Annotated in this window: 18 protein-coding genes and 2 tRNA genes; 8 read left to right on the forward strand and 12 right to left on the reverse strand. The window is 66.6% G+C overall.

Annotated elements, in window-relative coordinates; genetic code table 11:
- Window positions 1-56 precede the first annotated feature (56 nt).
- The 5 genes from ACR9Y6_RS08040 to ACR9Y6_RS08060 all read left to right on the forward strand — a co-directional run bounded on the left by ACR9Y6_RS08040 (window position 57) and on the right by ACR9Y6_RS08060 (window position 6,976).
- Window positions 57-1,628 carry a GNAT family N-acetyltransferase gene (locus ACR9Y6_RS08040; protein ID WP_371024980.1) on the forward strand — a complete coding sequence of 524 codons (1,572 nt, stop codon included), beginning with the start codon at window positions 57-59 and terminating at the stop codon, window positions 1,626-1,628.
- Window positions 1,625-3,058, forward strand: coding sequence for a chloride channel protein (locus ACR9Y6_RS08045; protein ID WP_481280829.1), 1,434 nt, complete (start codon window positions 1,625-1,627; stop codon window positions 3,056-3,058). Before ACR9Y6_RS08040 ends, ACR9Y6_RS08045 begins: the two co-directional genes overlap by 4 nt.
- Window positions 3,055-4,290 (forward strand): imidazolonepropionase, encoded by a 1,236-nt coding sequence (gene hutI / locus ACR9Y6_RS08050; RefSeq protein WP_481280830.1) that lies wholly within the window; start codon window positions 3,055-3,057, stop codon window positions 4,288-4,290. The genes ACR9Y6_RS08045 and hutI overlap by 4 nt, the downstream gene beginning before the upstream one ends.
- Before the next feature lie 123 nt (window positions 4,291-4,413).
- A complete protein-coding gene (locus ACR9Y6_RS08055; RefSeq protein ID WP_481280831.1) occupies window positions 4,414-6,204 on the forward strand; it encodes a hypothetical protein in 1,791 nt (596 codons plus the stop codon).
- A gap of 16 nt (window positions 6,205-6,220) precedes the next feature.
- On the forward strand, window positions 6,221-6,976 hold the full coding sequence (locus ACR9Y6_RS08060; RefSeq protein WP_481280832.1) for a class I SAM-dependent methyltransferase: 756 nt from the start codon (window positions 6,221-6,223) through the stop codon (window positions 6,974-6,976).
- Between the two features lie 52 nt (window positions 6,977-7,028).
- Here ACR9Y6_RS08060 and ACR9Y6_RS08065 read toward each other — a convergent pair whose 3' ends face one another.
- From ACR9Y6_RS08065 to ACR9Y6_RS08075, 3 genes are all read right to left on the reverse strand, one after another.
- A complete protein-coding gene (locus ACR9Y6_RS08065) occupies window positions 7,029-7,190 on the reverse strand; it encodes a 30S ribosomal protein THX (RefSeq protein ID WP_306847696.1) in 162 nt (53 codons plus the stop codon).
- Between the two features lie 81 nt (window positions 7,191-7,271).
- Window positions 7,272-8,231, reverse strand: coding sequence for a cation diffusion facilitator family transporter (locus tag ACR9Y6_RS08070; RefSeq protein ID WP_481280833.1), 960 nt, complete (start codon window positions 8,229-8,231; stop codon window positions 7,272-7,274).
- A 37-nt stretch (window positions 8,232-8,268) separates the two neighbouring features.
- Entirely contained in the window at window positions 8,269-8,715 is a 447-nt protein-coding gene (locus ACR9Y6_RS08075; protein ID WP_481280834.1) for a MerC domain-containing protein, read from the reverse strand.
- Between the two features lie 85 nt (window positions 8,716-8,800).
- On the opposite strand from ACR9Y6_RS08075, the gene ACR9Y6_RS08080 reads away from it, so the two are divergent.
- A complete protein-coding gene (locus ACR9Y6_RS08080; protein ID WP_481280835.1) occupies window positions 8,801-10,816 on the forward strand; it encodes a TonB-dependent receptor domain-containing protein in 2,016 nt (671 codons plus the stop codon).
- 1,001 nt (window positions 10,817-11,817) lie between these two features.
- On the opposite strand, the gene dnaQ is transcribed toward ACR9Y6_RS08080, so the two are convergent.
- Genes dnaQ through ACR9Y6_RS08095 form a run of 3 tightly spaced genes read right to left on the reverse strand, consistent with a single transcriptional unit; the run spans window position 11,818 to window position 13,699 of the window.
- Window positions 11,818-12,540, reverse strand: coding sequence for a DNA polymerase III subunit epsilon (gene dnaQ, locus ACR9Y6_RS08085; RefSeq protein ID WP_481280836.1), 723 nt, complete (start codon window positions 12,538-12,540; stop codon window positions 11,818-11,820).
- Window positions 12,537-12,998: a ribonuclease HI gene (rnhA, locus tag ACR9Y6_RS08090; protein WP_481280837.1), complete on the reverse strand. Its 462-nt coding sequence runs from the start codon at window positions 12,996-12,998 to the stop codon at window positions 12,537-12,539. The genes dnaQ and rnhA overlap by 4 nt, the downstream gene beginning before the upstream one ends.
- Before the next feature lie 8 nt (window positions 12,999-13,006).
- Window positions 13,007-13,699: a methyltransferase domain-containing protein gene (locus ACR9Y6_RS08095; RefSeq protein WP_481280838.1), complete on the reverse strand. Its 693-nt coding sequence runs from the start codon at window positions 13,697-13,699 to the stop codon at window positions 13,007-13,009.
- Window positions 13,700-13,866: 167 nt separating this feature from the next.
- Here ACR9Y6_RS08095 and gloB point away from each other — a divergent pair, with 167 nt between their 5' ends.
- Together gloB and ACR9Y6_RS08105 are read left to right on the forward strand one after the other, a co-directional pair.
- On the forward strand, window positions 13,867-14,634 hold the full coding sequence (gloB, locus tag ACR9Y6_RS08100) for a hydroxyacylglutathione hydrolase (RefSeq protein ID WP_481280839.1): 768 nt from the start codon (window positions 13,867-13,869) through the stop codon (window positions 14,632-14,634).
- Entirely contained in the window at window positions 14,631-15,911 is a 1,281-nt protein-coding gene (locus ACR9Y6_RS08105; RefSeq protein ID WP_481280840.1) for a transglycosylase SLT domain-containing protein, read from the forward strand. Before gloB ends, ACR9Y6_RS08105 begins: the two co-directional genes overlap by 4 nt.
- Before the next feature lie 31 nt (window positions 15,912-15,942).
- On the opposite strand, the gene fabV is transcribed toward ACR9Y6_RS08105, so the two are convergent.
- The 6 genes from fabV to lon all read right to left on the reverse strand — a co-directional run bounded on the left by fabV (window position 15,943) and on the right by lon (window position 22,597).
- A complete protein-coding gene (gene fabV / locus ACR9Y6_RS08110; protein WP_481280841.1) occupies window positions 15,943-17,148 on the reverse strand; it encodes an enoyl-ACP reductase FabV in 1,206 nt (401 codons plus the stop codon).
- A 156-nt stretch (window positions 17,149-17,304) separates the two neighbouring features.
- The gene (locus ACR9Y6_RS08115; protein WP_481280842.1) at window positions 17,305-19,215 is read right to left on the reverse strand and encodes a SurA N-terminal domain-containing protein; all 1,911 of its coding nucleotides are present in this window, start codon (window positions 19,213-19,215) and stop codon (window positions 17,305-17,307) included.
- 84 nt (window positions 19,216-19,299) lie between these two features.
- Window positions 19,300-19,376 (reverse strand) — tRNA-Asp (locus ACR9Y6_RS08120).
- 9 nt (window positions 19,377-19,385) lie between these two features.
- A tRNA-Val gene (locus tag ACR9Y6_RS08125) sits at window positions 19,386-19,460 on the reverse strand.
- A 17-nt stretch (window positions 19,461-19,477) separates the two neighbouring features.
- Window positions 19,478-19,750 (reverse strand): HU family DNA-binding protein, encoded by a 273-nt coding sequence (locus tag ACR9Y6_RS08130; protein WP_481280843.1) that lies wholly within the window; start codon window positions 19,748-19,750, stop codon window positions 19,478-19,480.
- A gap of 336 nt (window positions 19,751-20,086) precedes the next feature.
- A complete protein-coding gene (lon, locus tag ACR9Y6_RS08135; protein ID WP_481280844.1) occupies window positions 20,087-22,597 on the reverse strand; it encodes an endopeptidase La in 2,511 nt (836 codons plus the stop codon).
- Window positions 22,598-22,736 lie beyond the last annotated feature (139 nt).

Below are 22,736 nucleotides of genomic sequence, written 5' to 3' on the forward strand. Positions count from 1 at the left end.
TACCAATCGCCGACAGGGTCGGCTCCCATCCGTGCATGGCGGGGCATAATGGGTGGATGAACGAGACGAACGCCGCACATCCCCCGAAGCTGCTGCTTCGCCTGGCGCGCCCCAGCGACGTGCCCGAACTGGTCGCCCTCACCGCCCGGGTATACACCGCGGAATGGGGCCATTCGGCGGAAATGCTGCAAGGCCAGCAGACGCATTTTCCCGAGGGCCAGTTCGTGGTCGAGTACGAGGGAAAGATCGTCGGCTTCTGCGCCACGTTCCGCATCAACGAGGCGCTGGCGCTCGCGCCGCACACCTGGATGCAGATCACCGGCGGTGGCTTCGCCTCGCGCCACGATCCCAAGGGCGATTGGCTCTATGGCATGGAAGTGGTGGTCCATCCCGATTACCGCGGCATGCGCATCGGCCAGCGGCTGTACCTGGCACGCAAGCGGCTGTGCACCGACCTCAAGTTGCGCGGCATCGTCTTCGGTGGCCGCATGCCCGGCCTCGCCCGCGCGATCGGCCGCTACGGCAGTGCCGAAGCCTATGTGCAGGCCGTGGTCGACGGCAGCCGGCGCGATCCCACGCTAAGTTTCCAGCTGCGCAACGGCTTCGAGGTCATCGGGCTGCTCCGCGAATACGTACCCTCCGACCATGAATCGCTCGGATATGCGGCGCACCTGGTGTGGCGCAATCCGCACCTGCTCGACCAGCCCGACATGCCACGCGTGTCGCAGAGCCACCGCCTGCCGGATTCGGTGCGCGTGGCATCGGTGCAATACCAGCAGCGGCGCATCCGTTCGTTCGAGGAATTCGCGACGCAGGTCGAGTACTTCGTCGACATCGCCGCGGACTACGACGCCGACTTCGTCGCCTTTCCCGAGTTGATCACGCTGCAGTTGCTCTCGATCGAGAACGCCGAGCTGTCGCCGGTGGATTCGATCCGCCGTCTTTCCGAGTACACCGACGAGGTCAAGGCGTTGTTCCACCGCCTCGCCGTCCACTACAACATCAACATCGTCGGTGGCTCGCACCCCACGCGCCAGCCCAACGGCGACATCCACAACGTCTGTTACGTCTGCCTGCGCGATGGCTCGATCCATGAGCGCGAGAAGCTGCACCCCACGCCCAGCGAACGCAATGTCTGGAACATCACCGGCGGCGATTCGGCGGCCACGATCCAGACCGACTGCGGCCCGATCGGCGTGATGATCTGCTACGACTCGGAGTTCCCCGAGGTGGCGCGCCACCTGACCGACCAGGGCGCGTTGATCCTGTTCGTGCCGTTCTGCACCGACGTGCGCGAGGGTTACCTGCGCGTGCGCTACTGCTCGCAGGCCCGCGCGATCGAGAACCAGTGCTACGTGGTCCTCTCCGGCAACGTCGGCAACCTGCCCGGCGTGAACAATTTCGACATCCAGTACGGCCAGAGCTGCATCCTCACGCCGAGCGACTTCCCCTTCGCGCGCGACGGCATCGCCGCCGACTCCACGCCGAACATAGAAACGGTGCTGTTCGCCGACCTTCGCCTGGAGAACCTCGCCCGTGCACGCAACTCCGGCGCGGTGCAGAACCTCAAGGACCGCCGCTACGACCTCTACCAGGTGCGCTGGACGCGCTCGACGGAGAGCCGATGAGTACGCCACCGCCGGACGCACCGCCGCCGCGCGGCGCGGCCTCGCCGCTGGAGCGCCTTCGGGAGTTGGGCCGGCACGAGTGGTTGTCGCCACGGCAATGGCGCCGGCGCATCCTGTTCTGGGCTGGCGCCATCGTCGTCGGCCTCTCCGCGGTGCTTTTCGCCAAGGCGGCCGACTACGCCTTCGAACTGTTCCGCCGTGTCGCGTCGCACGGATGGTGGGTGCCGCTGCTGGTGACACCGGCGATGTTCGCGCTGCTGTGCTGGCTGACCCAGGGCGCGCTGAAGGCCACGCGCGGCTCCGGCATTCCGCAGGCGATAGCGGCATTGAAAGTGGAAGACGAAGGCTTCCGTTCCCGCGTGCTTTCACTGAAGGTCGCGCTGGGCAAGATGGCGCTCACGCTGGCCGCCTTGCTTGGCGGCGCCTCCGTGGGACGCGAAGGCCCCACCGTCCACGTCGGCGCGGGACTGCTGTACTCGATGGGTCGTCGCTTCGGCTTCGCCGATCCCACGGCCGCGGGACGCTTCGTCCTGGCCGGATCGGCCGCCGGCCTGGCCGCCGCCTTCAATACGCCGCTGGCGGGCGTGGTGTTCGCCATCGAGGAAATGTCGGGCACGTTCGAACATCGCATGAGCGGCACCTTGCTCACGGCGGTGATCGTGGCCGGCGTGGTCTCGCTCGGCATCGTCGGCAACTACGCCTATTTCGGCGACATCACAGCCACCCTGCCACTCGGCCGCGCATGGATCGCGGTGCTGCTGACAGGCATCGTCGGCGGCCTGGCCGGCGGACTCTTCGCGCGCCTGATCGTCCCCGCGGCGGGAGGATTCCGCGGCGCGATGGGCCGCATAAGGGCGCGCCAGCCGGTCGTCTTCGCCGCCGCCTGCGGTCTCGCACTGGTGCTGCTCAGCCTGCTCAGCGCGAACGGCCTCTATGGCACCGGCTATGCCCAGGCACGCGACATCCTGCAAGGCCACGGCGACACCGGGCCGTTCTTCGGCGCGCTGAAGTTCCTCGGCAACATCGCCTCGTCGTGGGCGGGCATTCCCGGCGGCATCTTCTCGCCGGCTCTCGCCGTCGGCGCGGGCCTTGGCAGCAACATCGCCCACTTCCTGCCCGGCTCGGATGTGTCCTCGGTGGTCCTGCTCGGCATGGCCGCCTACCTGGCCGGCGTGACCCAGGCACCGCTCACCGCGGCGGTCATCTCCCTGGAACTGACAGCCAACCGGCAGATGGCCTTGCCGATCATGGCCGCATGCCTGCTCGCCCGCGCGCTCTCCAGCCTCGTCTGCAGGGTGCCGGTCTACAAGGCGCTCGCCGAGAACCTGATCGCGCAGTACGAGGAAGAACGGATGCGACGGGACGCATCGTCCGCGAACGAAACGAGCGCTCACGCCAACCCCCTTCCGATGGAACCGCACACGCCATGACGCCGGACCAACGCTGGGATCACCTCCTGCTCGATGTCGGCCTCGCCACGCTGACCGACAACGGCGCGCCATACGGCGCCATCGAGGACGGCGCCATCGCATGGCGCGACGGCCGGATCGTTTTCGCCGGTCCGCGCGGGGAACTGCAGGACGAACCGCACGCCCTGGCACACCGCGTCGAGTCCCTGCCCGGGACCTGGGTAACCCCGGGACTCATCGACTGCCACACGCACCTCGTGTTCGGCGGCGACCGGGCGCACGAATTCGAACGGCGGCTGGAAGGCGCGACCTACGAGGAGATCGCACGCACCGGTGGTGGCATCGTCTCCAGCGTGCGCGCCACGCGCGCCGCCAGCGAGGACAGGCTGCTGCGCCAGTCGCTGCCCCGGGCCCGCGCGCTGCTGGCCGATGGGGTCACCACGCTCGAGATCAAGTCCGGCTACGGCCTGGAACCCGAGACGGAGCGACGCATGCTCCGCGTGGCCCGGCGCATCGGGAACGAACTCGGCGTGGAGGTGCGCACGAGCTTCCTCGGCCTGCACGCCTTGCCGCCGGAATACGCCGGCCGGCGCGACGAATACGTCGCGCTTGTCTGCGACATCATGCTGCCTTCGCTCGCCGCGGAGGAACTGGTCGATGCCGTGGATGCCTTCTGCGAGGGCATCGGCTTCACCCATGAGGAAACCCGGCGGCTGTTCGGGAAGGCCACGGAACTCGGTTTGCCGGTGAAGCTGCACGCCGAGCAGCTATCGGAACTCGGCGGAGCGGCACTGGTCGCGAGCTATGGCGGCCTCTCGGCCGACCACCTCGAATGGATCGGCGAAGACGGCGTGCGCGCCATGGCCGATGCCGGCACCGTGGCCGTGCTGCTGCCCGGCGCCTACTATGCCTTGCGCGACACGCGCCCGCCCCCGATCGATGCCTTCCGCCGCCACGGCGTGCCCATGGCCGTCGCCACCGACCTCAATCCGGGCACCTCGCCCCTGCTATCCCTGCGCATGGCGATGGGCATGGCATGCACCCTCTTCCGCCTTACCCCCGAGGAAGCGTTGCGCGGCGCGACCGTGAACGCCGCGCGGGCCCTCGGCCTCGACGACCGTGGCCGCCTTGCCGTGGGCATGCGTGCCGACCTGGCGATCTGGAACGTCGGCCAGCCCGCGGAACTGTGTTACTGGATCGGCGGCGGCCTCCTCAGGGAGACCTGGATCGCCGGCGAGCGCACCACACGCTGACAGCCCGCGCACATTCGTCGCAAGTTTCCGAAAACTTCCATCGATCCGGAGGGACCCGGCACCTATCATCGATGTTGCCTTGGCGCTAGCCGCGCCGGCATCCAAGGATTGTCAGGAACATCGTTGAAGGGTTCATCGTCATCCCGCTCGCGGGATCGCCTCGTCGTCGCGCGCATCGCATGCCTCGTGCTCCTGGCATCCATCGTCGGCGCATGCGGCGACACGCGGGAAGAGGAAGAACAGCGTGCCCGGCATGCGCGGCAGATGCGCGATGTCGCACGCATGCTCGATGCCATGGAAGCATCCGAACCGGTGGACCTGGCGACGATCATGCAGGCACCCGTTCCCGACCTGCCGACCACCAGCCGGCGTGTCGCGACGCCATACGTGCACCCCCAACCACGCACCCGCGGCGGCTGGGTCATCACCGACTGGCCATTCATCGCCCTCGGCGGAGCGGGCACCGGCACGGCCGCCATGTTGTTGCTGGCGATGTCGCGACGGCGTGCACGACAACGCATCGTCAAGAAGGCTCCATCCATCGCCAGCCATTTCGCCGACCGTCCATCCGAGCCACCTCCCGCGCAAACGCCACCCGTATCGCCGGCCTGGGTATACAGGCGATCCGCCTACGAAACGCCGGACCTGCACATGATGGAGCAACCGGTGGACCTGCTCGTGCGGCCTTCTCCGGACGACGGTGCCGCCGTCGACGCCACCGCGCCGGCATCCAGCGTTCCACGAGGTGATTTGCGCGAACGGCTCTCCGCGGCGGATCCACTGGCCGCGTTGCACCTGGTGGGCGACGAGCGTTTTCCCGACATCCGCCGCAGCGGGAAAACGAGCGACGCGGAACACGCCTGGGAAAACATCCTCGTTGCCCAGGCACGCCACGACGACGAGGATGCGCGGCTCGCACGCTGGTTGTTGCCCGCCTTGCGCATGCATCGCGCACGCGACTTGCCGCAGCGCGACGCGGAACGCCTGATCGTCGCGATCGAAGAAGACGCCGCCCGCGCCCTGGACGGCATGGACAGCGAGGAACGACCGCATGGCTTCGCGCGCTGGATCCGGTTCCGGCTGGCGCGCATCGGGCGCCTGTCCGGCGCCAACCGCCTGTTCGCCTCGCGAGACCTGCTGGCACGCCTCGCGCACGATCCTCGCTGCGACCATCCACTGGCCCTCGATGCCTGCATCGACGTCCAGCTCGCCTGGGCCTCGTGGTTGCTCGGCGCCGCCGCCGTGGCCCGCCTGGACGAAGCCGAGCGCTATTGCGACCGGCTCGCCGCCATCGGCCCGGATGCGGCGACGCGCGCGTTGCGCAGGCGCGGAGAGACCTGGCTGCACCGCGCGAATACACGCAAGCCCGCGGAACGCCTGCCCGACCTCGAACGTGCGCAATCGTTGCTCGATGACGCGCATGCGCGACGTGCCGAAGCGGAAACCGCCTTGCTCGTCGCGTGCACCGCGCAGCGACGGGCACGCCTGCTTACCGCGGAGGAAGCGGCCGCGGCCTGCTCGCACGCCCTCCTCCACGCCTTCCTGGCGGAACACGACCCCGCGTGGCGCGTCGACGCACTGGCCTGCCGCCTGGAGATACAGCTGACGTATGAAGCCCTGCCCGAACACGCCGCGCAGGCAAGCGTCACCGCCGCGCTCGGCCGCAGCCTCGAAGCCGCGGGGCCGCTGCCCGCGTCCGCGCGCACCGCTGTCGCCGAAGCCCGGCTACGCGGCGGCGACCACGCCGGTGCCGCCGCGTGGTGCGAAGCCATCTGCCGCACGGATGCCCCCGACGACCGTGTCGTCCGGCTCTGGCGAGACGCCTGCCGCCGCTGGGCCGACGACCACGACCATGACGCCGCCGCGCTCGCGCGGTCGCTCCGCCACCTTGCCCTCGCCCGTTCCACCCTCTGAATCCACACGAGCCCCCATGAGCATGAAGCACGCCACGAACGACCCGATCCTGCCTTTCTGGCAGACCCGCTACGGCCTCGCCACCGCCGTCACGGTGAACAACGCGGTGGCGCGATCGCTGCAACTTTACGGCGAATGGGCCGAACACGAAGCCACGCTGCTGAGCGGGCTGATCGAGGAAGGCCAGACGATCCTGGAATTCGGCGGCGATTTCGCCGCGCACGCGTTGTGGATGGCGCAGGCGGTCGGTCCGCTCGGCCAGGTGCACGTGGCGGAACCACGCCGCATCCATTTCCAGCAGGTATGCGCGAACGTGGCGATCAACGGCCTCGACAACGTCTTCACCCATGCGGTGTGGCTGGGTCGCGGCAAAGGGCTGTCCTCGCTCGGCAGCTTGTTGCCCGGTACGCGCACGGACGCCGACGAAAAGGTTCGCATGGCGACCGTCGACAGCCTGCGGCTCGAAGCGCTGCACCTGCTCAAGGTGAACCAGCCAAACGCATTGGCCGACGTCCTCGCGGGTGCGACCGAGACACTGCGCACGCATCGCCCGCTGATCTATGCACGCCTTTCGGGGATGGACACCGCCGAGATCGAGGTCGCGGCGATCAAGGCGCTGGGTTACCGCGCGTGGTCACACGTGCCCTACCTGTACAACGCGGATAACCATGCGGGCATCGACGCGAACATCTTCCCGGGCCTGGTCCAGCAGAACGTGATAGCCGCACCGGCCGACAGCCGCTTCGAGTTCGCGGAACGATTGGAACTGTGATCACGAAAAAAGCCCCGCATCGCGGGGCTTTTCGTCTCACGCTACCGAAGACTCAGGCCTTCTTGCGCGGCGCGGCCTTCTTGGCGGCGGCTGGCTTGGCAGCGGCCGGCTTGGCCACGGCGGCGCCGGTCACGACGTCGATGTGCGGACGGGCATTGCCGTAGCTGGAACGGTAGATCTTGCCGCGACGGGTGCGGCGGTCGCCCTTGCCCATGGGAAACTCCTTGATTCGTAATGAGGGAGAGAAACGGCCGATCATCGTAGCAGCGGCTGCGTAAAGCGCAAGAGTGCTCGTTCAGTGAACGTGGCGGCCGTTCTCGCCACACCCTTCCCGCTCGTCGGGACAGGGGCCCGGATCGAACTGGACGGTGGCGTGCCCGACACGCCAGCGCTCGCTGAGCATGGCCTTGATCGCACCCAGCACCCGGGCCTGGTCGGACTGCCCGGTTCCGGGCGCCAGTTCCGCGTGCAGGGTGGCCATGCGCGAACCGGCGGTCACCTGCCAGACGTGCAGGTGATGGATATTGACGATGCCCGGATCGGCCGAATGCAGTTCGCGCTGCACGTCGGCAAGGTCGATGCCCTCGGGAATGCCTTCGAGCAGGATATGTCCCGAACGGCGCACCAGCGACCACGCACTGCGCAGGATCAAGAGCGAAACGAGCACCGAAAGCACCGGGTCCGCCCAGTTCCAGTCCAGCCAGCGCACCGCCAGCGCGGCCAGCACGGCGGCCACCGAGCCGAGCAGGTCGCCCAGGACATGCAGGCTGGCGCCGGCGATATTCACGTCGTCCGGGTCGTGGCCATGGAGGGTACGCAACACCACCACGTTGGCGACCAGGCCGAGGACGGCCACCACCAGCATGACGCCGGACAGGATCGGCTGCGGCGAAAACAGCCGCTGGATCGCTTCGAACACGATGAAGGCGACCAGGGCGAACTGGGTGAGCGCGTTGACGAAGCCGGCCAGCACTTCGATGCGCCCGTAACCATAGGTGCGGCGCGCATCGGCCGGGCGCGCCGCGAACCTCGCACCGAGGAATGCCAGCAACAGCGCCAGCGCGTCGACCAGCATATGCCCTGAATCCGCCAGCAGCGCCAGCGAACCCGACCATACGCCGCCGACCGCCTCCGCGATCAACATCACGGTGGTCAGGACGAAGGCGAACAGCAGCTTGCGCTCGTTCCCGCCCTCGGCGTGATCGTGCACGTGTCCATGGGCATGGACGTGCGAATGGGCGTGATCGTGTGACATGGGGCGAAGGCTAGGTAATCCGGCGGCGGTTACACAATCACGGGTGCGCGCAGGACGGCCCATGGATATGCCCGGCATGGCCACTGCGATCGACCTTCAGGTTGACGAAGTGCGCGGCGGCGACGAGGAAACCACCGCAGGTCACCAGCACGCTATGCACGAACAACGAATTGCCATGCAGGAAGGTGACGCCGAGTAGCAGGAGCACCAGGCCCGGGACGGCCAGGACCAGCGGCAAGCGTCGGCGATGGCGGCGGAACCCGGAAAAGAGCGCCACGCTGGCCAGCAGGCAGGCGAAGACGACGAAGCCGGCTTCGAAGCGATGGTCGGCCAGGAACGACAGTCCCAGCACCGGCAGCAACGCGATGACGAAGGGCAGCGCCGCGCAATGGATCGCGCACAGGAACGAGGCCGTCGCGCCGAGTCGATCGGCGGCGTGCCACCAGCGGCGGCGGACTTCAGGGGCGACGGACGGATCGGTCATGGGGGACATAGCGTGACTAGTTGCACAGGTCGAGGCAAGTGATGATACTTTATAACATTGCGAAACCCAACCGGAGTTCCACCCGATGCGCCGAACCTTCCTTGCCCTGACCATCGCCGCCACCTGCGGCGCGGCCCTGCCCGCCATGGCCGACGACACGACCCAGGACGCCACGGCCCCTGCCGTGGATGCCAAGGAGGCCCCGGGCAAGAGCCGCAAGAACGCCGAGAAGCTCGACGGGATCGTGGTCAACGCCGTGCCCCTGGGCCAGAACGCGGACCAGATCGTGGCGCCCGTGGCCGTGCTGGCGGGGTCGGCGCTCGACGACGCCAAGGGTGTCTCGCTGGGCGAAACGGTGTCCTCCATTCCAGGCGTGCAGAGTTCCGCGTTGGGAACCGCCGTGGGCCGCCCGGTGATCCGTGGCCTGGACGGCCCGCGCGTCGCGGTGCTGGAGAACGGCCTGTCGTCGCAGGACGTCTCCAACGTGAGCCAGGACCACGCGGTGACGCTGGAACCTTTCCTCGCCGACCAGATCGAGGTGCTGAAGGGCCCCGCCACCCTGCTCTATGGTTCGGGCGCGATCGGCGGCGTCGTGAACGTCGTCGATGGCCGCGTTCCGGAGAAGGCGCCCGACAACGGTTTCGCGGGACGCGCCGAACTACGCCACGATTCCGTCTCCGATGGCCATACCGGCCTGCTCCGCCTCGATGCGGGCAACGACAAGTTCGCCATCCATGTCGACGGCATGCGCCGGGACAACGAGGACTACGACATCCCCGGTGGCACCCTCGCCAACAGCGCGGTGAAGACCACCTCCGGCTCGGTCGGCGCATCGTTGCTCGGCTCGTGGGGTTATGTCGGCTTGTCCGTCTCGCGTTTCATGGATCTCTACGGCAGCCCCGCCGAACCCGGCGATCCGGCCGAAGGCGAAGATCCCGTCCACATCAAGATGGCGCAGACCAACTACACGCTGAAAGGCGGCCTCGTGCAGCCGATCGACGGCATCAGCAAGGTCGAATTCAGTCTCGGCCATGGCGCGTACCAGCATGTGGAATTCGAGGGCGACGTGCCGGGCACCACCTTCTCGACCAACAGCAACCAGGGTCGCCTCGTCGTCACGCACGACCCGCTCGGCGGATGGGAAGGCGCGTTCGGCGTGCAGACCCAGCACCGGCAGTTTTCCGCCGTGGGCGAGGAAACCTTCGTCCCGCCCACGGTCACCGATGGTGTCGGCGTCTTCCTCACCGAACAACGCGAGTTCGGCCCGGTGAAGGTCGAACTCGGTGCGCGTCACGACAAGCAGAGCGTCGATCCGGAGAACGGGCCCAAGCGCGACTTCAGTCCGAACAGCTTCTCCGCAGGCGTCGCCTGGCGCTTCGCCGAACAGTGGCACCTGTCGTTGAACCTCGACCACGCCGAGCGCGCGCCGTCCGAGGAAGAACTCTTCGCCAACGGGCCGCACGCGGCATCCAACACGTTCGAGATCGGCAGCGACCTCGGCAAGGAAAAATCCAACCAGGCGGAACTCGGCCTGCACTTCCATGGCGATGTCGTCGAAGGCAAGGTCGCCGTGTACTACAACAAGTACAAGAACTTCATCTATCTCGCCGATACGGGCGAAGTGGAAGACGATCTTCCCGTACGCATCTGGTCGCAGAACGATGCGACGTTCCGCGGCGCGGAGGCCGAGGCCACGTTCCACTTGTCGAAGGGCCCGTCCGGCAACTGGGATCTGCGCGTCTTCTGCGATACCGTGCGCGCGACGCTCGCCGACGGCGGCGGCAACGTGCCACGCATCCCGGCCGGCCGCATCGGCTCCACGCTGAGCTGGAGCGCCGACAGCCTGCGCGCCAGCCTCGGCGCGGTGCGCTACATGAAGCAGGACAAGATCGCGGCGTTCGAAACGGATACGGCGGGTTACACGCTGGTCAACGCGCACTTCGCCTGGACCTTCATCAACGATGACCGCAGCCAATGGGAAGCCTTCGTCGACGGCAACAACCTCACCAACCAGACCGCGCGTCCCGCCACGTCGTTGTTCAAGGACGTGGCGCCGCTCCCCGGTCGCAACGTTTCGGTAGGCGTCCGCGCCTACTTCTGAGTTCCCGGTCTCCCTGCCCCTCCTCCCTCCCCGGGGCGGCCGGTAGCGAAGTGGGGCGCCCACCTGGGCGCCCCACGTTTTTTGGCAGGAGCCTACCCTGTCGGCGCTCCCGCGACAGCGGGCGGCGTGGGGCAGAGCCGTCGGCCGCCACCCTCGTCGCTCCGGTTACACCGTCGCTCGGGAAAGGATGCCGCTGCGCGGCCGTGTCTTATGGCTGGCGCCCCGTCGCGCCCGTCGCGCCGGGCGGGGTTTTCGACTCGCCTTCCGTGGCTCGGCGAAAACGGCCGGCCGTCCAGGCCGGCCCCCTGCGGGCCTTTTCGCCCGGCGCTCCTCGGTTCCACAAGTCGCGACGAGGGTGGCGGCCGACGGCTCTTCCAAGCACTGAGGGGGCGTGTGGCACAAGCAACGGCCGCGACCCGGGTGGATGCCGCCCCCGTGTGAAACACCCCCACGCGGGTGGGAAGCGGGCTGGCCCGCGAGTCCTCAATCCCTCCGGTGACGAAGGAAGCGTTGCACTGATCGGGCGAGGCGTGTCACCGCTCGCCAGGTTGCGATGCACTGCGCCTCATTCGCTCGAAATTAGGGTGGCGAATCGCGGGCTAGCCCGCTTCCCACCCGGGTGCGGCACGCGACACGTGGCGAGCGTCGCTCTTTCCCACCAGTCCACCTCCGTGTCGAGAGAGCTGCCGGGCGCCACCCTCGGCGCGACATTAGGAGCCGAGGAGGGGCGGGCGGAGAAGGCCCGTAGGGGATCGGCCAGGACGGCCGATCGTTTCCGCTGAGCCAGGAGGGCGAATCGGAAACCCCCGCCCGACCGTCCGAGCCCGAAGGGGCGCAGCCATCAAACATGGCCGCGCCAGCGGCACCCCTTCCCAAGGGACGGCGACTACCGTCGCGCCGAGGGTGGCGCCCGGCAGCTCCCCCGCCACGCACACGACGAGCGCGAGGGCGAAGCCGAGCCGGCGAAGCGCCCACCCATCCAACCGTTTTGCCCCAGCCTTCTAGTGAATCGTTTCCGATTCGAGCTTGCGCCAGATGCTTTGGCCGCCGGCCGCCTTGTCGATGGCGTCGAGGCGCTTCGCGTGCAGGTCCAACTCTTCCGGCGTGGCGCGCAGGACGACCGGACGACGGGTGATGACGATGTCGTTCAGCACGTGACTGCCGCGATGATCGCTGTCGGCGTCGAAGGCGAAATCGAGGGCCACCTGGCCCGAGGTCATCGCGACGTAGACTTCCGCCAGCAGCTGCGCATCGAGCAGGCCGCCGTGGAGGTCACGGCGCGTGTTGTCCACGCCCAGGCGCTTGCATAGCGCATCCAGGCTGTTGCGCTGGCCGGGATACATCGTGCGTGCCATGACCAGGGTATCGAGCACCGTGGCGTGATCGGTCACCTGTCCGTACGCCGGACCCAACAGCTTCAACTCGGCATTGATGAAGCCCACGTCGAACGCCGCGTTGTGGATGATCAGTTCGGCGCCACGGATGAACGCGAGGAACTCGTCCACCTTGTCGCGGAACAGCGGCTGGCCGATGAGGTCTTCGTCCTTGATACCGGTCACCGCGCTCGCTTCCGCGTCGATCGACCGCTCGGGATTGAGGTAGGTGTGGAAATGATTGCCGGTCGGGCGGCGGCCGATCAGTTCGACCGCGCCGATTTCGATCAGGCGGTGGCCGAGATGCGCTTCGAGGCCGGTGGTTTCCGTATCGAGGACGATCTGCCTCATGCCACCTTCCCCTTCGCCTTGTAGATGATCGCCTGGTCGCGCGCGGCGACGTCGACGCGCTCGTTTTCCACATGGCCGTTGTGACCCTTCACCCACTCCCAGGTGACGGTGTGCGCCGCGGCGGCCTCGTCCAGGCGTATCCACAGGTCCTGGTTCTTCACCGGTTTCTTGTCGGCGGTTTTCCAGCCGTTGCGCCGCCACTTCGGCACCCACTCCTGCACGCCCTGCATGACGTACTTGGAATCGGTCATGAGGTGCACGTTGCACCGCCGTGTGAGCGCCTCCAGCGCGGAGATCGCGGCCATCATCTCCATGCGGTTGTTCGTGGTCTCGGCTTCACCGCCGGAAATCATCTTTTCCACGCCCCTGGCGCGCAACAGCGCGGCCCAGCCGCCGGGCCCGGGGTTGCCCAGGCAGGCGCCATCGGTAAAGGCTTCAACGGTGTCGGTATCGGTCATGGAGGACTTCAGGTAATCGATTCACGGGCATTGCGACGCGCGCCGGAGGCGAGCGTGCCAGGCATGGGTGCGGGCACGGCGGCCGCACGGGGGCGCAAGGGTACAGCCGCCGGACGTTTTTTGCGCGCCAACAGGAAATAGCCGCCACCGACGATGGACTCGCCAACCGGCGCACCGCCCGTCCGGGGCCACGCGCTACCGACGCGGCGCGGCATGGACAGTTCGAATTCGTCACGGACGAGGCGCTGGCTCCACCACCACGGCCAGGTCAGCCGGGGCCGCGTGCCGCGGCTCTGCCGGGCGACCCAGGGCGACCACAGGCCGACCGGATGGATACCCGTGATAGCGAGCATGCCGCCGGGTGCCAGCACGCGTATGGCCTCGTCCAGCAGGTTGTCCTGCCGGGCCGTCGTTTCGAGTGCGTGGCGCAACAGCACCACGCCGAAGGCCTCGTCGGCGAACGGCAGGGCTTCCAGGCCGCTGGCATGGATATCGCCGCCCAGCATCGCCCCGGCGACGCGGACGGTCGCCCAGTGGCCCAGGAGCGGTATGGCGGGGGGCTCGGCCGGCGCGGACGTGGTCAGGTGCAGGCCGTGGTCACCCGTGCAGCGGGCCAGCATCGGGGCGAGGGCACGCGCTTCGTCGGCCAGGAGCTTGCCGATCTGGGGGGTCGCGTAGATGTCGGAAGCGAAATGAGGCATGCGGGACGAGTGTAGTGGGGTTGAACGGGTGCCGCACCGGTTAACGACTTGCTAACGAGCGAGATATACCCGGCTGATATAGTCCGGCCGCCCCGCCCGGTAAGGATGTCTCCCCGGCGGCCATTCCTTGGGTGTTCGCGCCCTATCGACGTAACGGAGTTCGCCCGATGCATTGGGTTCCCGTCGCGGCCTTGAGCGACAACTACATCTGGCTGGTCGCCGACGACGAAGGCAACGCCCTCGTCGTGGATCCCGGTGAAGCCGCCCCCGTCGAAGCCGCGCTGAAAGAGCGAGGCTGGCGGCTGACGGCCATCCTGCTGACGCATCATCACAACGATCACATCGGCGGCGTGTCGGACCTGGTCCGCCACCACGACGTGGAGGTGTACGCCCCGGCCGATCCGCGCATCCAGCCGAAGAACCAGATCGTCGAGGATGGCGACACCTTCACACTGGATGCGCCCAAGGCCAGCTTCAAGGTGATCGCCGTGCCCGGGCATACCACCTCGCACATCGCCTATTACGGCGAGGGTTTCCTGTTCTGCGGCGATACCTTGTTCAGCGTCGGCTGCGGCCGCCTCTTCGAAGGCACGCCGGAGCAGATGCTCGCCTCCCTGGACCGTTTCGCCGGCCTCCCGCCCGAGACCCTGGTCTGCTGTGCGCACGAATACACCGCATCGAACATCCGCTTCGCGCTCAGCGTCGACCCGGACAACGGTGCCCTGCGCCACCGTCGTGACGAGGTGGCGCGCCTTCGCCAGGAGGGCCGGCCGAGCGTGCCGACCCGCCTTGCCGACGAGTTCGCCACCAATCCGTTCCTGCGCGTGGACAGCGAGGCCATCGCCCGCTGGCTCCATGTCCAGGGCCAGGACCATGCCACGCGGACGCAGCGCTTCGCCGCGCTGCGCCGGGCCAAGGACACCTTCAGCGCATGAACGTATTGAACCGGCGCCTGCTGCCTACCCTCCTTCCTTTCCTGCTCACGGCTTGCGCGGGCGGCATGACGCACCCTACGCCTCCGTCGCCCACTGTCACGGCGGCACCGGTCGCTCCCGTGCAGGACGTTGCCGTGGAGCCGAAGCTGCTGCGCCCCGCTCCACCGGCCGACTTCTGGTCCGACATGCGCGACAGCTTCGCCATGCCCGGATGCGAAGCCGATCCGCAGGTGATGGCCTGGGCCCGCACTTATACGAAGCAGCCGAACCGTTTCGAGCAGCAGGTGAACGAAGTACTGCCGCTGATCGTCTATGCACACAAGTCGGCGATGAAGCACGGCGTGGCGGGCGAATTCGCCCTGCTGCCCTGGGTGGAGAGCCAGTACCGTCACGTGCCGGGACAGAGGAACCGTCCCGCGGGCATGTGGCAGATCATGCCGCAGACCGCGCGCACCCTCGGCCTGCGCGTGGAGAAGAACTACGACGAACGCCTGGACATCACCAAGTCGACCGAATCGGTGATGAACATGATGCGCCGCTACTACGACGACCTCGGCGACTGGCGCCTGGTCGATGTCGCCTACAACGCCGGCGAATTCGGCTTGAAGAAGACACTCGACAAGCATGGCGGCCCGTCGGATGACGATGGCCTGCCGGACGTACCGATGAAAGCGGGCACCAGGGAACACCTGGCGAAGCTCATGGCGATGGCCTGCATCGTGCGCGATCCCGCGCGCTTCAACGTGAGCCTGCCACGCCAGGATCGCGAAGACGCGCTGCAGGTGGTGAAGGTATCGGGCCCGCAGTCGCTGGCCCAGGCGGCGAAGCAATCCGGGCTGTCGATGAACGACCTGCGCGATTTCAATCCGGCCTACCGGACGAGCAAGGGCACGATCGGTTCCAGCCTCCTGTTGCCGAAGTCGGCGGCGGACCAGTACAAGCTCGGGCCGGTCGATCCGGTCGATCCGGTCGCCGATGTCGCCGGGCCCGCGGCCGACGATGCGGGCGTGGATGCTCCCGCGAAATCCACGAAGGGCAAGGCGAAGGCCGGTACCGCCGCGAAGAACGCGCGGGCGGTGGCCAAGGTGGCCAAGCCCTCGAAGCCCGTCAAGATGGACGAGCCGCGAGTCGTCATCCACAAGGTCGACAACGGCGAATCGCTGTGGACGATCGCGCGCCGGCACCAGGTGAGCGTCGAACAGTTGATGAAGTGGAACGACCTGCAGACCCAGGCGGTGAAGCCCGGACAGGTATTGAAGCTGACCGCGTCGCGCTGAGGCGCGACGCGGTCAGCTCATCCCCGTTCCATCAGAGCTGCACGACGTCCCACTGCACGTCGGGGCTTACGTCCGCGTCGTAATCGACACCGTTCGCCTCGAAGCCGAACAGCTTGATGAAATCGTGCTTGTAACCGGCATAGTCGGTGACCTGCCACAGGTTTTCCGTGGTGACGGTGGGCCATAGCGCCTTGCACTCGCTCTGTACGTCTTCACGCAACTCCCAATCGTCAAGACGCAGGCGGCCCTCGGCATCGGTCTCCGCGGCCTTTCCGTCCAGGCGGTACAACCGGTCGTGGAACAGGCGATTGATCTGCTCGATCGTGCCTTCGTGGATACCCTTCGCCTTCATGATCTTGAAGACCATGGAGACATATAGCGGGATCACCGGAATCGCGGAACTGGCCTGGGTCACCACCGACTTCATCACGCCGACGTAGGCGCGCAGGCCCTTCGCCGCGTGACGTTCGCGCAGTTCCTTCGCCGTACGGTCGAGATGCTGCTTCGCCTGGCCGAGCGTGCCGTGCCAGTAGATGGGCCAGGTGATCTCGGTGCCGACATAGCTGTAGGCGACGGTGGTGGCATTTTCGGCAAGCACGCCGGCATCGCTCAACGCTTCCATCCACAGCGCCCAGTCTTCGCCACCCATGACGGTGACGGTGTCCTTGATCTCCTGCTCCGTGGCAGGTTCGACGGACGCCTGGATGACCGCATCCTTGTTGGTGTCCACCGACGACGCGGTAAACGTCTCGCCGATGGTCTTCAACGCCGAACGCACCACTTCGCCGGTCTTGGGCAGCTTGCGCACGGGCGAGGCCAGCGAATAGACGACGAGATCGACCTTGCCGCCCATCTCGTTCCTGATGATCTCGATGGCCTTCGCGCGTGTTTCGTCCGCGAAGGCATCGCCGTTGATCGAACGGCTGAACAAGCCTGCTTCACGCGCAAGCGTGTCGAACGCGGCGGAGTTGTACCAACCGGCCGTACCCGTCTTCGCTTCGCTGGACGGCTTCTCGAAGAACACGCCCAGCGTGGCCGCACCGTGGCCGAAGGCGGCGGTGATGCGCGAGGCCAGGCCGTAGCCGGTGGAAGCGCCGATCACCAGCACGTTTTTCGGACCATGGGCGAACGTGCCGCTGGCCTTGGTGATGGCGATCTGTTCTTCGACGTTCTTCGCGCAACCGACCGGATGAGCGGTGGTGCAGATGAAGCCACGGACCTTGGGCTGGATGATCACGGAATGTCCTTTTGACGCAGTGAGACGCGCATTGTAATCGGGTCCGCTTCCATGCGCTTCCGCATGGAAGCGGACCTGGGTGGGAGCCGACCTTGTCGGCGCACAAAAAAAGCCCCTCCGGAGAGGGGCTTCTCGACGCGCCGGAACCCGCGGTGCCTACATGCGGTCCTGGGCGATCTTGATCTCGCCGCGGGCCTTCAACGCCTGGATGTATTCCAGCGTGGCGGCCTGGGCCATGGCGTCCATCATCTGGCCGCGGAGGGCGTCGCGCTGGGCCTTCTCGACCTTGGACGGATCGCCGTCGGTGACCTTGTCGACCGCCACCAGCGCATAGGCGCCGTTGCCGGTCCGCACGGTGGTCCACGCGGGCTTGCCGTTGGCCGGATGAGGAAGCGTGAAGGCGTCTTGCAGGATCGCCGGCGGCACATCGTTGATGCTGGCGAGCTTGCTGCGCTCCAGCCCGGCGAGCGTGCGCACCGGAGCCTTCACCAGGGTGGCGATGTCGCCGCCCTTGGCCAGCTGCGCGATGAGATCGTCGGCCTGCTTCTTCGCCAACGCGTCGACACGCTCGTCGAGGATGCGCTGGCGCACGGCATCGGCGACCTCGGCCAACGGCTTCGGCGCGGCGGCATTGTGCTTGGCCAGGTGCATCACCAACGCGTCGCCCTTGTCGACCTGGACCAGCGACGAATTGTTGCCCTGGGCCAGCACGTCGTCGGCGAAGGCCGCGGCGACGAATTTCGGATCCGACGGAATGCCGGGGCCGCCGTCGCGACCGAACAGCGGGGATGTCTTGATCTCGAGGCCGAGCTCCTTCGCCGCCGGTTCGAGCGAACCGGGATTGCGGTCGGCGAGATCGGCAAGCTGCCCCGCACGCTCGTTATAGAGGCGCTCGCCTTCGCTCTTGGCCCAGTCCGCGGCCAACTGCGCACGCACCTCGGCGAACGGCTTGGCATCGCCTTCGCGCGCGTCGCGCAACCAGATGATGTGGTAGCCCTCTTCCGGCGAGAGCACGGGCTCCTTCGTGATATCGCCCTTCTTCATGCCGAACAGCGCGGCGTCGAAGGCGGCGTTCGCCACGCCTTTCTCCAACCAGCCGAGGTCGCCACCGCTGCGCTTGGAGCCAAGGTCGTCCGAGTTCTCGGCGGCGAGCTTGGCGAAGTTCTCCGGCGTGGCCTCCGCGGCGATCTTCTTCGCCTTATCGAGCGCGGCCTTCTGCTGCTCCGGCGTGGCGTTCTTCGGCACGTTGACCAGGATGTGCGACGCCTCGCGCTGTTCCGGCTGCGCGTAGCGCTGCTTGAACTTGTCGTAGAACGCGTGCAGCTGCTCGTCGGTGGGGTCGCCCACCTTGAGTTCGGACTGCTTCACTTCGAGGTACTGCACGGAAACCTGTTCCGGCGTAGTGTAGTCGGCGATATGCGCCTTGTAGAACGCGTCGATGTCGGCATCGGCGACGCCGGCGTCGGTGAGCGACGGACGCGGAAGCTCGACGAAGCGCAGGTCGCGCTGTTGCAAACGCAGGCGGAAGAACGCGTCGACATCGGCGTCGCTGACCAGCGTGGTGTTCGCGATCGCCTCGGGAATGATCTGCGTGGCGAGCGAGGCGCGTACCTTGGCCTCGTACATGCCGGGGCTCATGCCCTGCATCGAAAGGATCGCGCGATACGCTTCCGGGCTGAACTGGCCGTTGACCTGGAACCCGGGATCGCTGCCGATCGCGGAACGCACGCTCGCATCGGACACCACGAGGCCGAGGTCGGTGTTGGCCTGCTGCAACAGCGCCTGGCTGATCATGCCGTCCAGTACGCGCTGTTTCAGCTCGGGCTTTTCGAGGTCGGCGGCCGTGAACGGCGAGCGCGGATCCTGCGCGGCCTGCTGGCGAAGCTCGTTGAGCCGCTGTTGCCAGTCCTGCTGGGAGATCTCGTGATCGCCGATCTTCGCGACATAGGTGTCGACGCGCGACACGAAGTACGACTCGATACCGAAGAACGCGACGGCGAAAACACAGATACCGAGCACGATGGCGGCGGGCCAGCCATGGATCTTGTTACGCAGGGCTTGCAGCATGATGCGACTCGCGAAGGTGACGCCGATAACCCTTACCGGCGGTAGATAAAGCAAAGGCGCCACGCGGGCGCCTTTGCGGACCAATGGCGGAGTGGACGGGACTCGAACCCGCGACCTCCGGCGTGACAGGCCAGCATTCTAACCGACTGAACTACCACTCCACTTACGTTTGGTGGGTGCTGAGGGGATCGAACCCCCGACCAGCGCCGTGTAAAGGCGACGCTCTACCGCTGAGCTAAGCACCCCCTACGGTAAGAACCGATTAGTTTACGTGATCCTTCAGCGCCTTGCCAGCGGTGAAGGCCGGAGCCTTGGACGCCGGGATCTTGATTTCCGCATTGGTGCGCGGGTTGCGGCCGGTACGGGCGGCGCGGCTGCGCAGCTTGAAGGTGCCGAAGCCGACGAGGGCGACGTCGTCACCCTTCTTGAGGCTGTCCTTCACCGCATCGATGAACGCCTCGAGAGCCTTGCCGGCGTCGGTCTTGGACAGCTCGCTCTTTTCGGCAATGGCATTGATCAGTTCGGATTTGTTCATTACGTAACTCCCTTCAAAGGTAATTCGAATCGCTGGACAGCGATCCTGTACGAGAAGACGGCAGATCGTCGAATCGAAACCCAGAGGCATCGTTCTCCGACCCCGCTATCCATGGCGCCCTTGCGGCGCGGGCGATTGCGGTGTCGTCTTTATACCAGCGCCCTCCCACCATCGCAAGACAAGGTATACCAAGGCTTTCAGCACATATGCATGGTCTTTGGAGGCTTGCGCGCGATGGGAAAAACGATTATCGCGGAGGCGCCATGACAGGACGACGAAAACGAAAAGGGCACACTTATGTGTGCCCTTGTTCGTCACGGGGAACGATGAAACATATCAGTGCGTGAGCGACGGCGATGCCTTGCCCTTGCCACGCTTGCCCGGCTGGCTCGGCACCTCGACGTCTTCGCCACCCTCTCCCGTCTTCTTCGGGCTCAGCGGACGTTCCAGGGCGAGATCGAGCACCTCATCGATCCACTTCACCGCGTGGATGTCGAGCGACCCCGTGATGTTCTCCGGAAGGTCGACGAGATCCTTCTTGTTTTCCTCGGGGATGATCACCGTGGTGATGCCGCCACGGTGGGCCGCGAGCAACTTCTCCTTGAGGCCGCCGATGGGCAGCACGCGGCCACGCAGGGTGATCTCACCGGTCATGGCCACCTCCGAGCGCACGGGCACCTTGGTCAGCGCGGAGACCAGCGCCGTGCACATCGCGATACCCGCGCTCGGGCCGTCCTTGGGCGTGGCGCCTTCGGGCACATGGATGTGGATGTCGAGCTTCTCGTGGAAGTCCGGCTCGATGCCGAGCGCCGCGACGCGCGCCCGGACGACACTCAACGCGGCCTGGATCGATTCCTTCATCACGTCGCCGAGCTGTCCGGTGTGGACCAGCCTACCCTTGCCCGGCACGACCGAGGCTTCGATGCTGAGCAAGTCGCCACCCACCTGCGTCCAGGCAAGGCCGGTGACCAGGCCCACCTCGTTCTGCTGCTCCGCCCGGCCGAAGTCGAAGCGGCGCACGCCGAGGTAGTGATCGAGGTTCTCGCCATCGACCCGGACCTGGGCCGGTGCCAGCGCCTTGCCCTTGGCGGCCTTCGCGGGCGCCTTCCTGGGCTTGGCCTTCGCCTTGGCCGGTACTGTACCCAGCGCGATCTCCTTGACCACCTTGCGGCAGATCTTCGAGATCTCGCGCTCGAGGTTGCGCACGCCGGACTCGCGCGTGTAGTAGCGCACGATGTCCCGCAGCGCGTCCTCGCCTATCGCCAGTTCCTCGGCGCGCAGGCCGTTGGCCTTGAGCTGTTTCGGCAGCAGGTACTTCTGCGCGATGTTGAGCTTCTCGTCCTCGGTGTAACCCGGGATGCGGATCACCTCCATGCGGTCGAGCAACGGCCCGGGGATGTTCAACGAGTTGGCCGTGGCGATCCACATCACCTCGGAGAGGTCGAGGTCGACTTCCAGGTAATGATCGTTGAACGCGTTGTTCTGCTCCGGATCGAGCACCTCGAGCAGGGCCGACGAAGGATCGCCGCGGAAATCCATCGACATCTTGTCGATCTCGTCGAGGACGAACAGCGGATTCTTCGTGCCGATCTTGTTGAGGTTCTGCACGATCCGGCCAGGCATCGATCCGATGTAGGTGCGGCGATGGCCACGGATCTCAGCCTCGTCGCGCACCCCACCCAGGCTCATGCGGACGAACTTGCGGTTGGTCGCCTTGGCGATCGACTGTCCCAGCGAGGTCTTGCCCACGCCGGGCGGGCCGACGAGGCACAGGATCGGGCCCTTCATCGTGTTCACCCGCTGCTGGACAGCGAGGTATTCGAGGATGCGCTCCTTCACCTTCTCGAGGCCGAAGTGGTCGGCATCGAGCGTTTCCTGGGCCAGCGCGAGATCCTTGCGAACCTTGCTGCGCTTCTTCCACGGCACGCCCACCACCCAGTCGAGGTAGTTGCGCACGACGGTGGCCTCGGCCGACATCGGGGACATCTGCTTGAGCTTGTTGAATTCCTGGCGCGCCTTGGCGAGCACCGCCTTCGGCATGCCGGCCGCGTCGATCTTCTTCTGCAGCTCTTCGATCTCGTTCGCGCCTTCCTCACCGTCACCCAGTTCCTTCTGGATGGCCTTCATCTGCTCGTTGAGGTAGTACTCGCGCTGGCTCTTCTCCATCTGCGACTTCACGCGGCCGCGGATGCGTTTTTCGACCTGCTGCAGGTCCATCTCGCCATCGACCAGGCCGATGAGCAATTCAAGACGCTGGCCGACATCGGCCGTCTCGAGCACCTTCTGCTTGTCGCCCATGCGCACGGAGAGGTGCGCGGCGATCGAATCGGCGAGGCGCGAGGGATCGTCAATGCCCGACAGCGTGGCGAGGATCTCCGGCGGGAGCTTGCGGCTCTGCTTCACCAGTTGTTCGAACAGGGAAACGAGCGAGCGCGAGACCACGTCCAGTTCACGCTCGTTGCTGGTGTAGATCGGTTCGATGACGCGGGCGCGGCCGCTCATCATGCCGGCCTCGTCCTCGAAGGCGTCGATCTGCACGCGCGACTGTCCTTCGACCAGCACCTTCACGGTGCCATCGGGCAGTTTCAGCAGTTGCAGGACACCGGCGAGCGTACCCACCTGGTGCAGGTCGCCGATGGAGGGATCGTCGATGTCCGGGCTCTTCTGCGCGACGAGCAGAATCTGCCGCTCGCCTTCCATCGCCCTTTCCAGCGCACGCATGGATTTGTCGCGCCCGACGAAGAGCGGGATGACCATGTGCGGGTAGACGACGACGTCACGCAGGGGCAGGACCGGCAACAGGTCCAGCTCGGATCCGCTCGTGGTTTGGCTGCGATTCTTCGCCATGTGCTTGGGGTTTCCCTCGGAAGATTTGGGCCTCGCCCCGACACTGCGCCGGAGCCGCCATAGACGTCAAGTGGTGGTTCGCGAAGGACCGATCAAGAGCCGGGCATGCAAACAAAAACGGCCCCGGCGTCGTGAAACG

The organism is Luteibacter sp. TLI7-4A, from assembly GCF_056754745.1.

Bases quoted from the DNA above. Each gene is read 5' to 3' on its own strand.
- ACR9Y6_RS08130 (WP_481280843.1), bottom strand. From the start codon at position 19,750: ATGAACAAATCCGAACTGATCAATGCCATTGCCGAAAAGAGCGAGCTG.
- ACR9Y6_RS08060 (WP_481280832.1), top strand. From the start codon at position 6,221: ATGAGCATGAAGCACGCCACGAACGACCCGATCCTGCCTTTCTGGCAG.
- ACR9Y6_RS08115 (WP_481280842.1), bottom strand. From the start codon at position 19,215: ATGCTGCAAGCCCTGCGTAACAAGATCCATGGCTGGCCCGCCGCCATC.
- ACR9Y6_RS08080 (WP_481280835.1), top strand. From the start codon at position 8,801: ATGCGCCGAACCTTCCTTGCCCTGACCATCGCCGCCACCTGCGGCGCG.
- ACR9Y6_RS08045 (WP_481280829.1), top strand. From the start codon at position 1,625: ATGAGTACGCCACCGCCGGACGCACCGCCGCCGCGCGGCGCGGCCTCG.
- rnhA (WP_481280837.1), bottom strand. From the start codon at position 12,998: ATGACCGATACCGACACCGTTGAAGCCTTTACCGATGGCGCCTGCCTG.
- ACR9Y6_RS08065 (WP_306847696.1), bottom strand. From the start codon at position 7,190: ATGGGCAAGGGCGACCGCCGCACCCGTCGCGGCAAGATCTACCGTTCC.
- dnaQ (WP_481280836.1), bottom strand. From the start codon at position 12,540: ATGAGGCAGATCGTCCTCGATACGGAAACCACCGGCCTCGAAGCGCAT.
- ACR9Y6_RS08095 (WP_481280838.1), bottom strand. From the start codon at position 13,699: ATGCCTCATTTCGCTTCCGACATCTACGCGACCCCCCAGATCGGCAAG.
- ACR9Y6_RS08075 (WP_481280834.1), bottom strand. From the start codon at position 8,715: ATGACCGATCCGTCCGTCGCCCCTGAAGTCCGCCGCCGCTGGTGGCAC.
- ACR9Y6_RS08040 (WP_371024980.1), top strand. From the start codon at position 57: ATGAACGAGACGAACGCCGCACATCCCCCGAAGCTGCTGCTTCGCCTG.
- gloB (WP_481280839.1), top strand. From the start codon at position 13,867: ATGCATTGGGTTCCCGTCGCGGCCTTGAGCGACAACTACATCTGGCTG.
- hutI (WP_481280830.1), top strand. From the start codon at position 3,055: ATGACGCCGGACCAACGCTGGGATCACCTCCTGCTCGATGTCGGCCTC.
- ACR9Y6_RS08070 (WP_481280833.1), bottom strand. From the start codon at position 8,231: ATGTCACACGATCACGCCCATTCGCACGTCCATGCCCATGGACACGTG.
- lon (WP_481280844.1), bottom strand. From the start codon at position 22,597: ATGGCGAAGAATCGCAGCCAAACCACGAGCGGATCCGAGCTGGACCTG.
- ACR9Y6_RS08105 (WP_481280840.1), top strand. From the start codon at position 14,631: ATGAACGTATTGAACCGGCGCCTGCTGCCTACCCTCCTTCCTTTCCTG.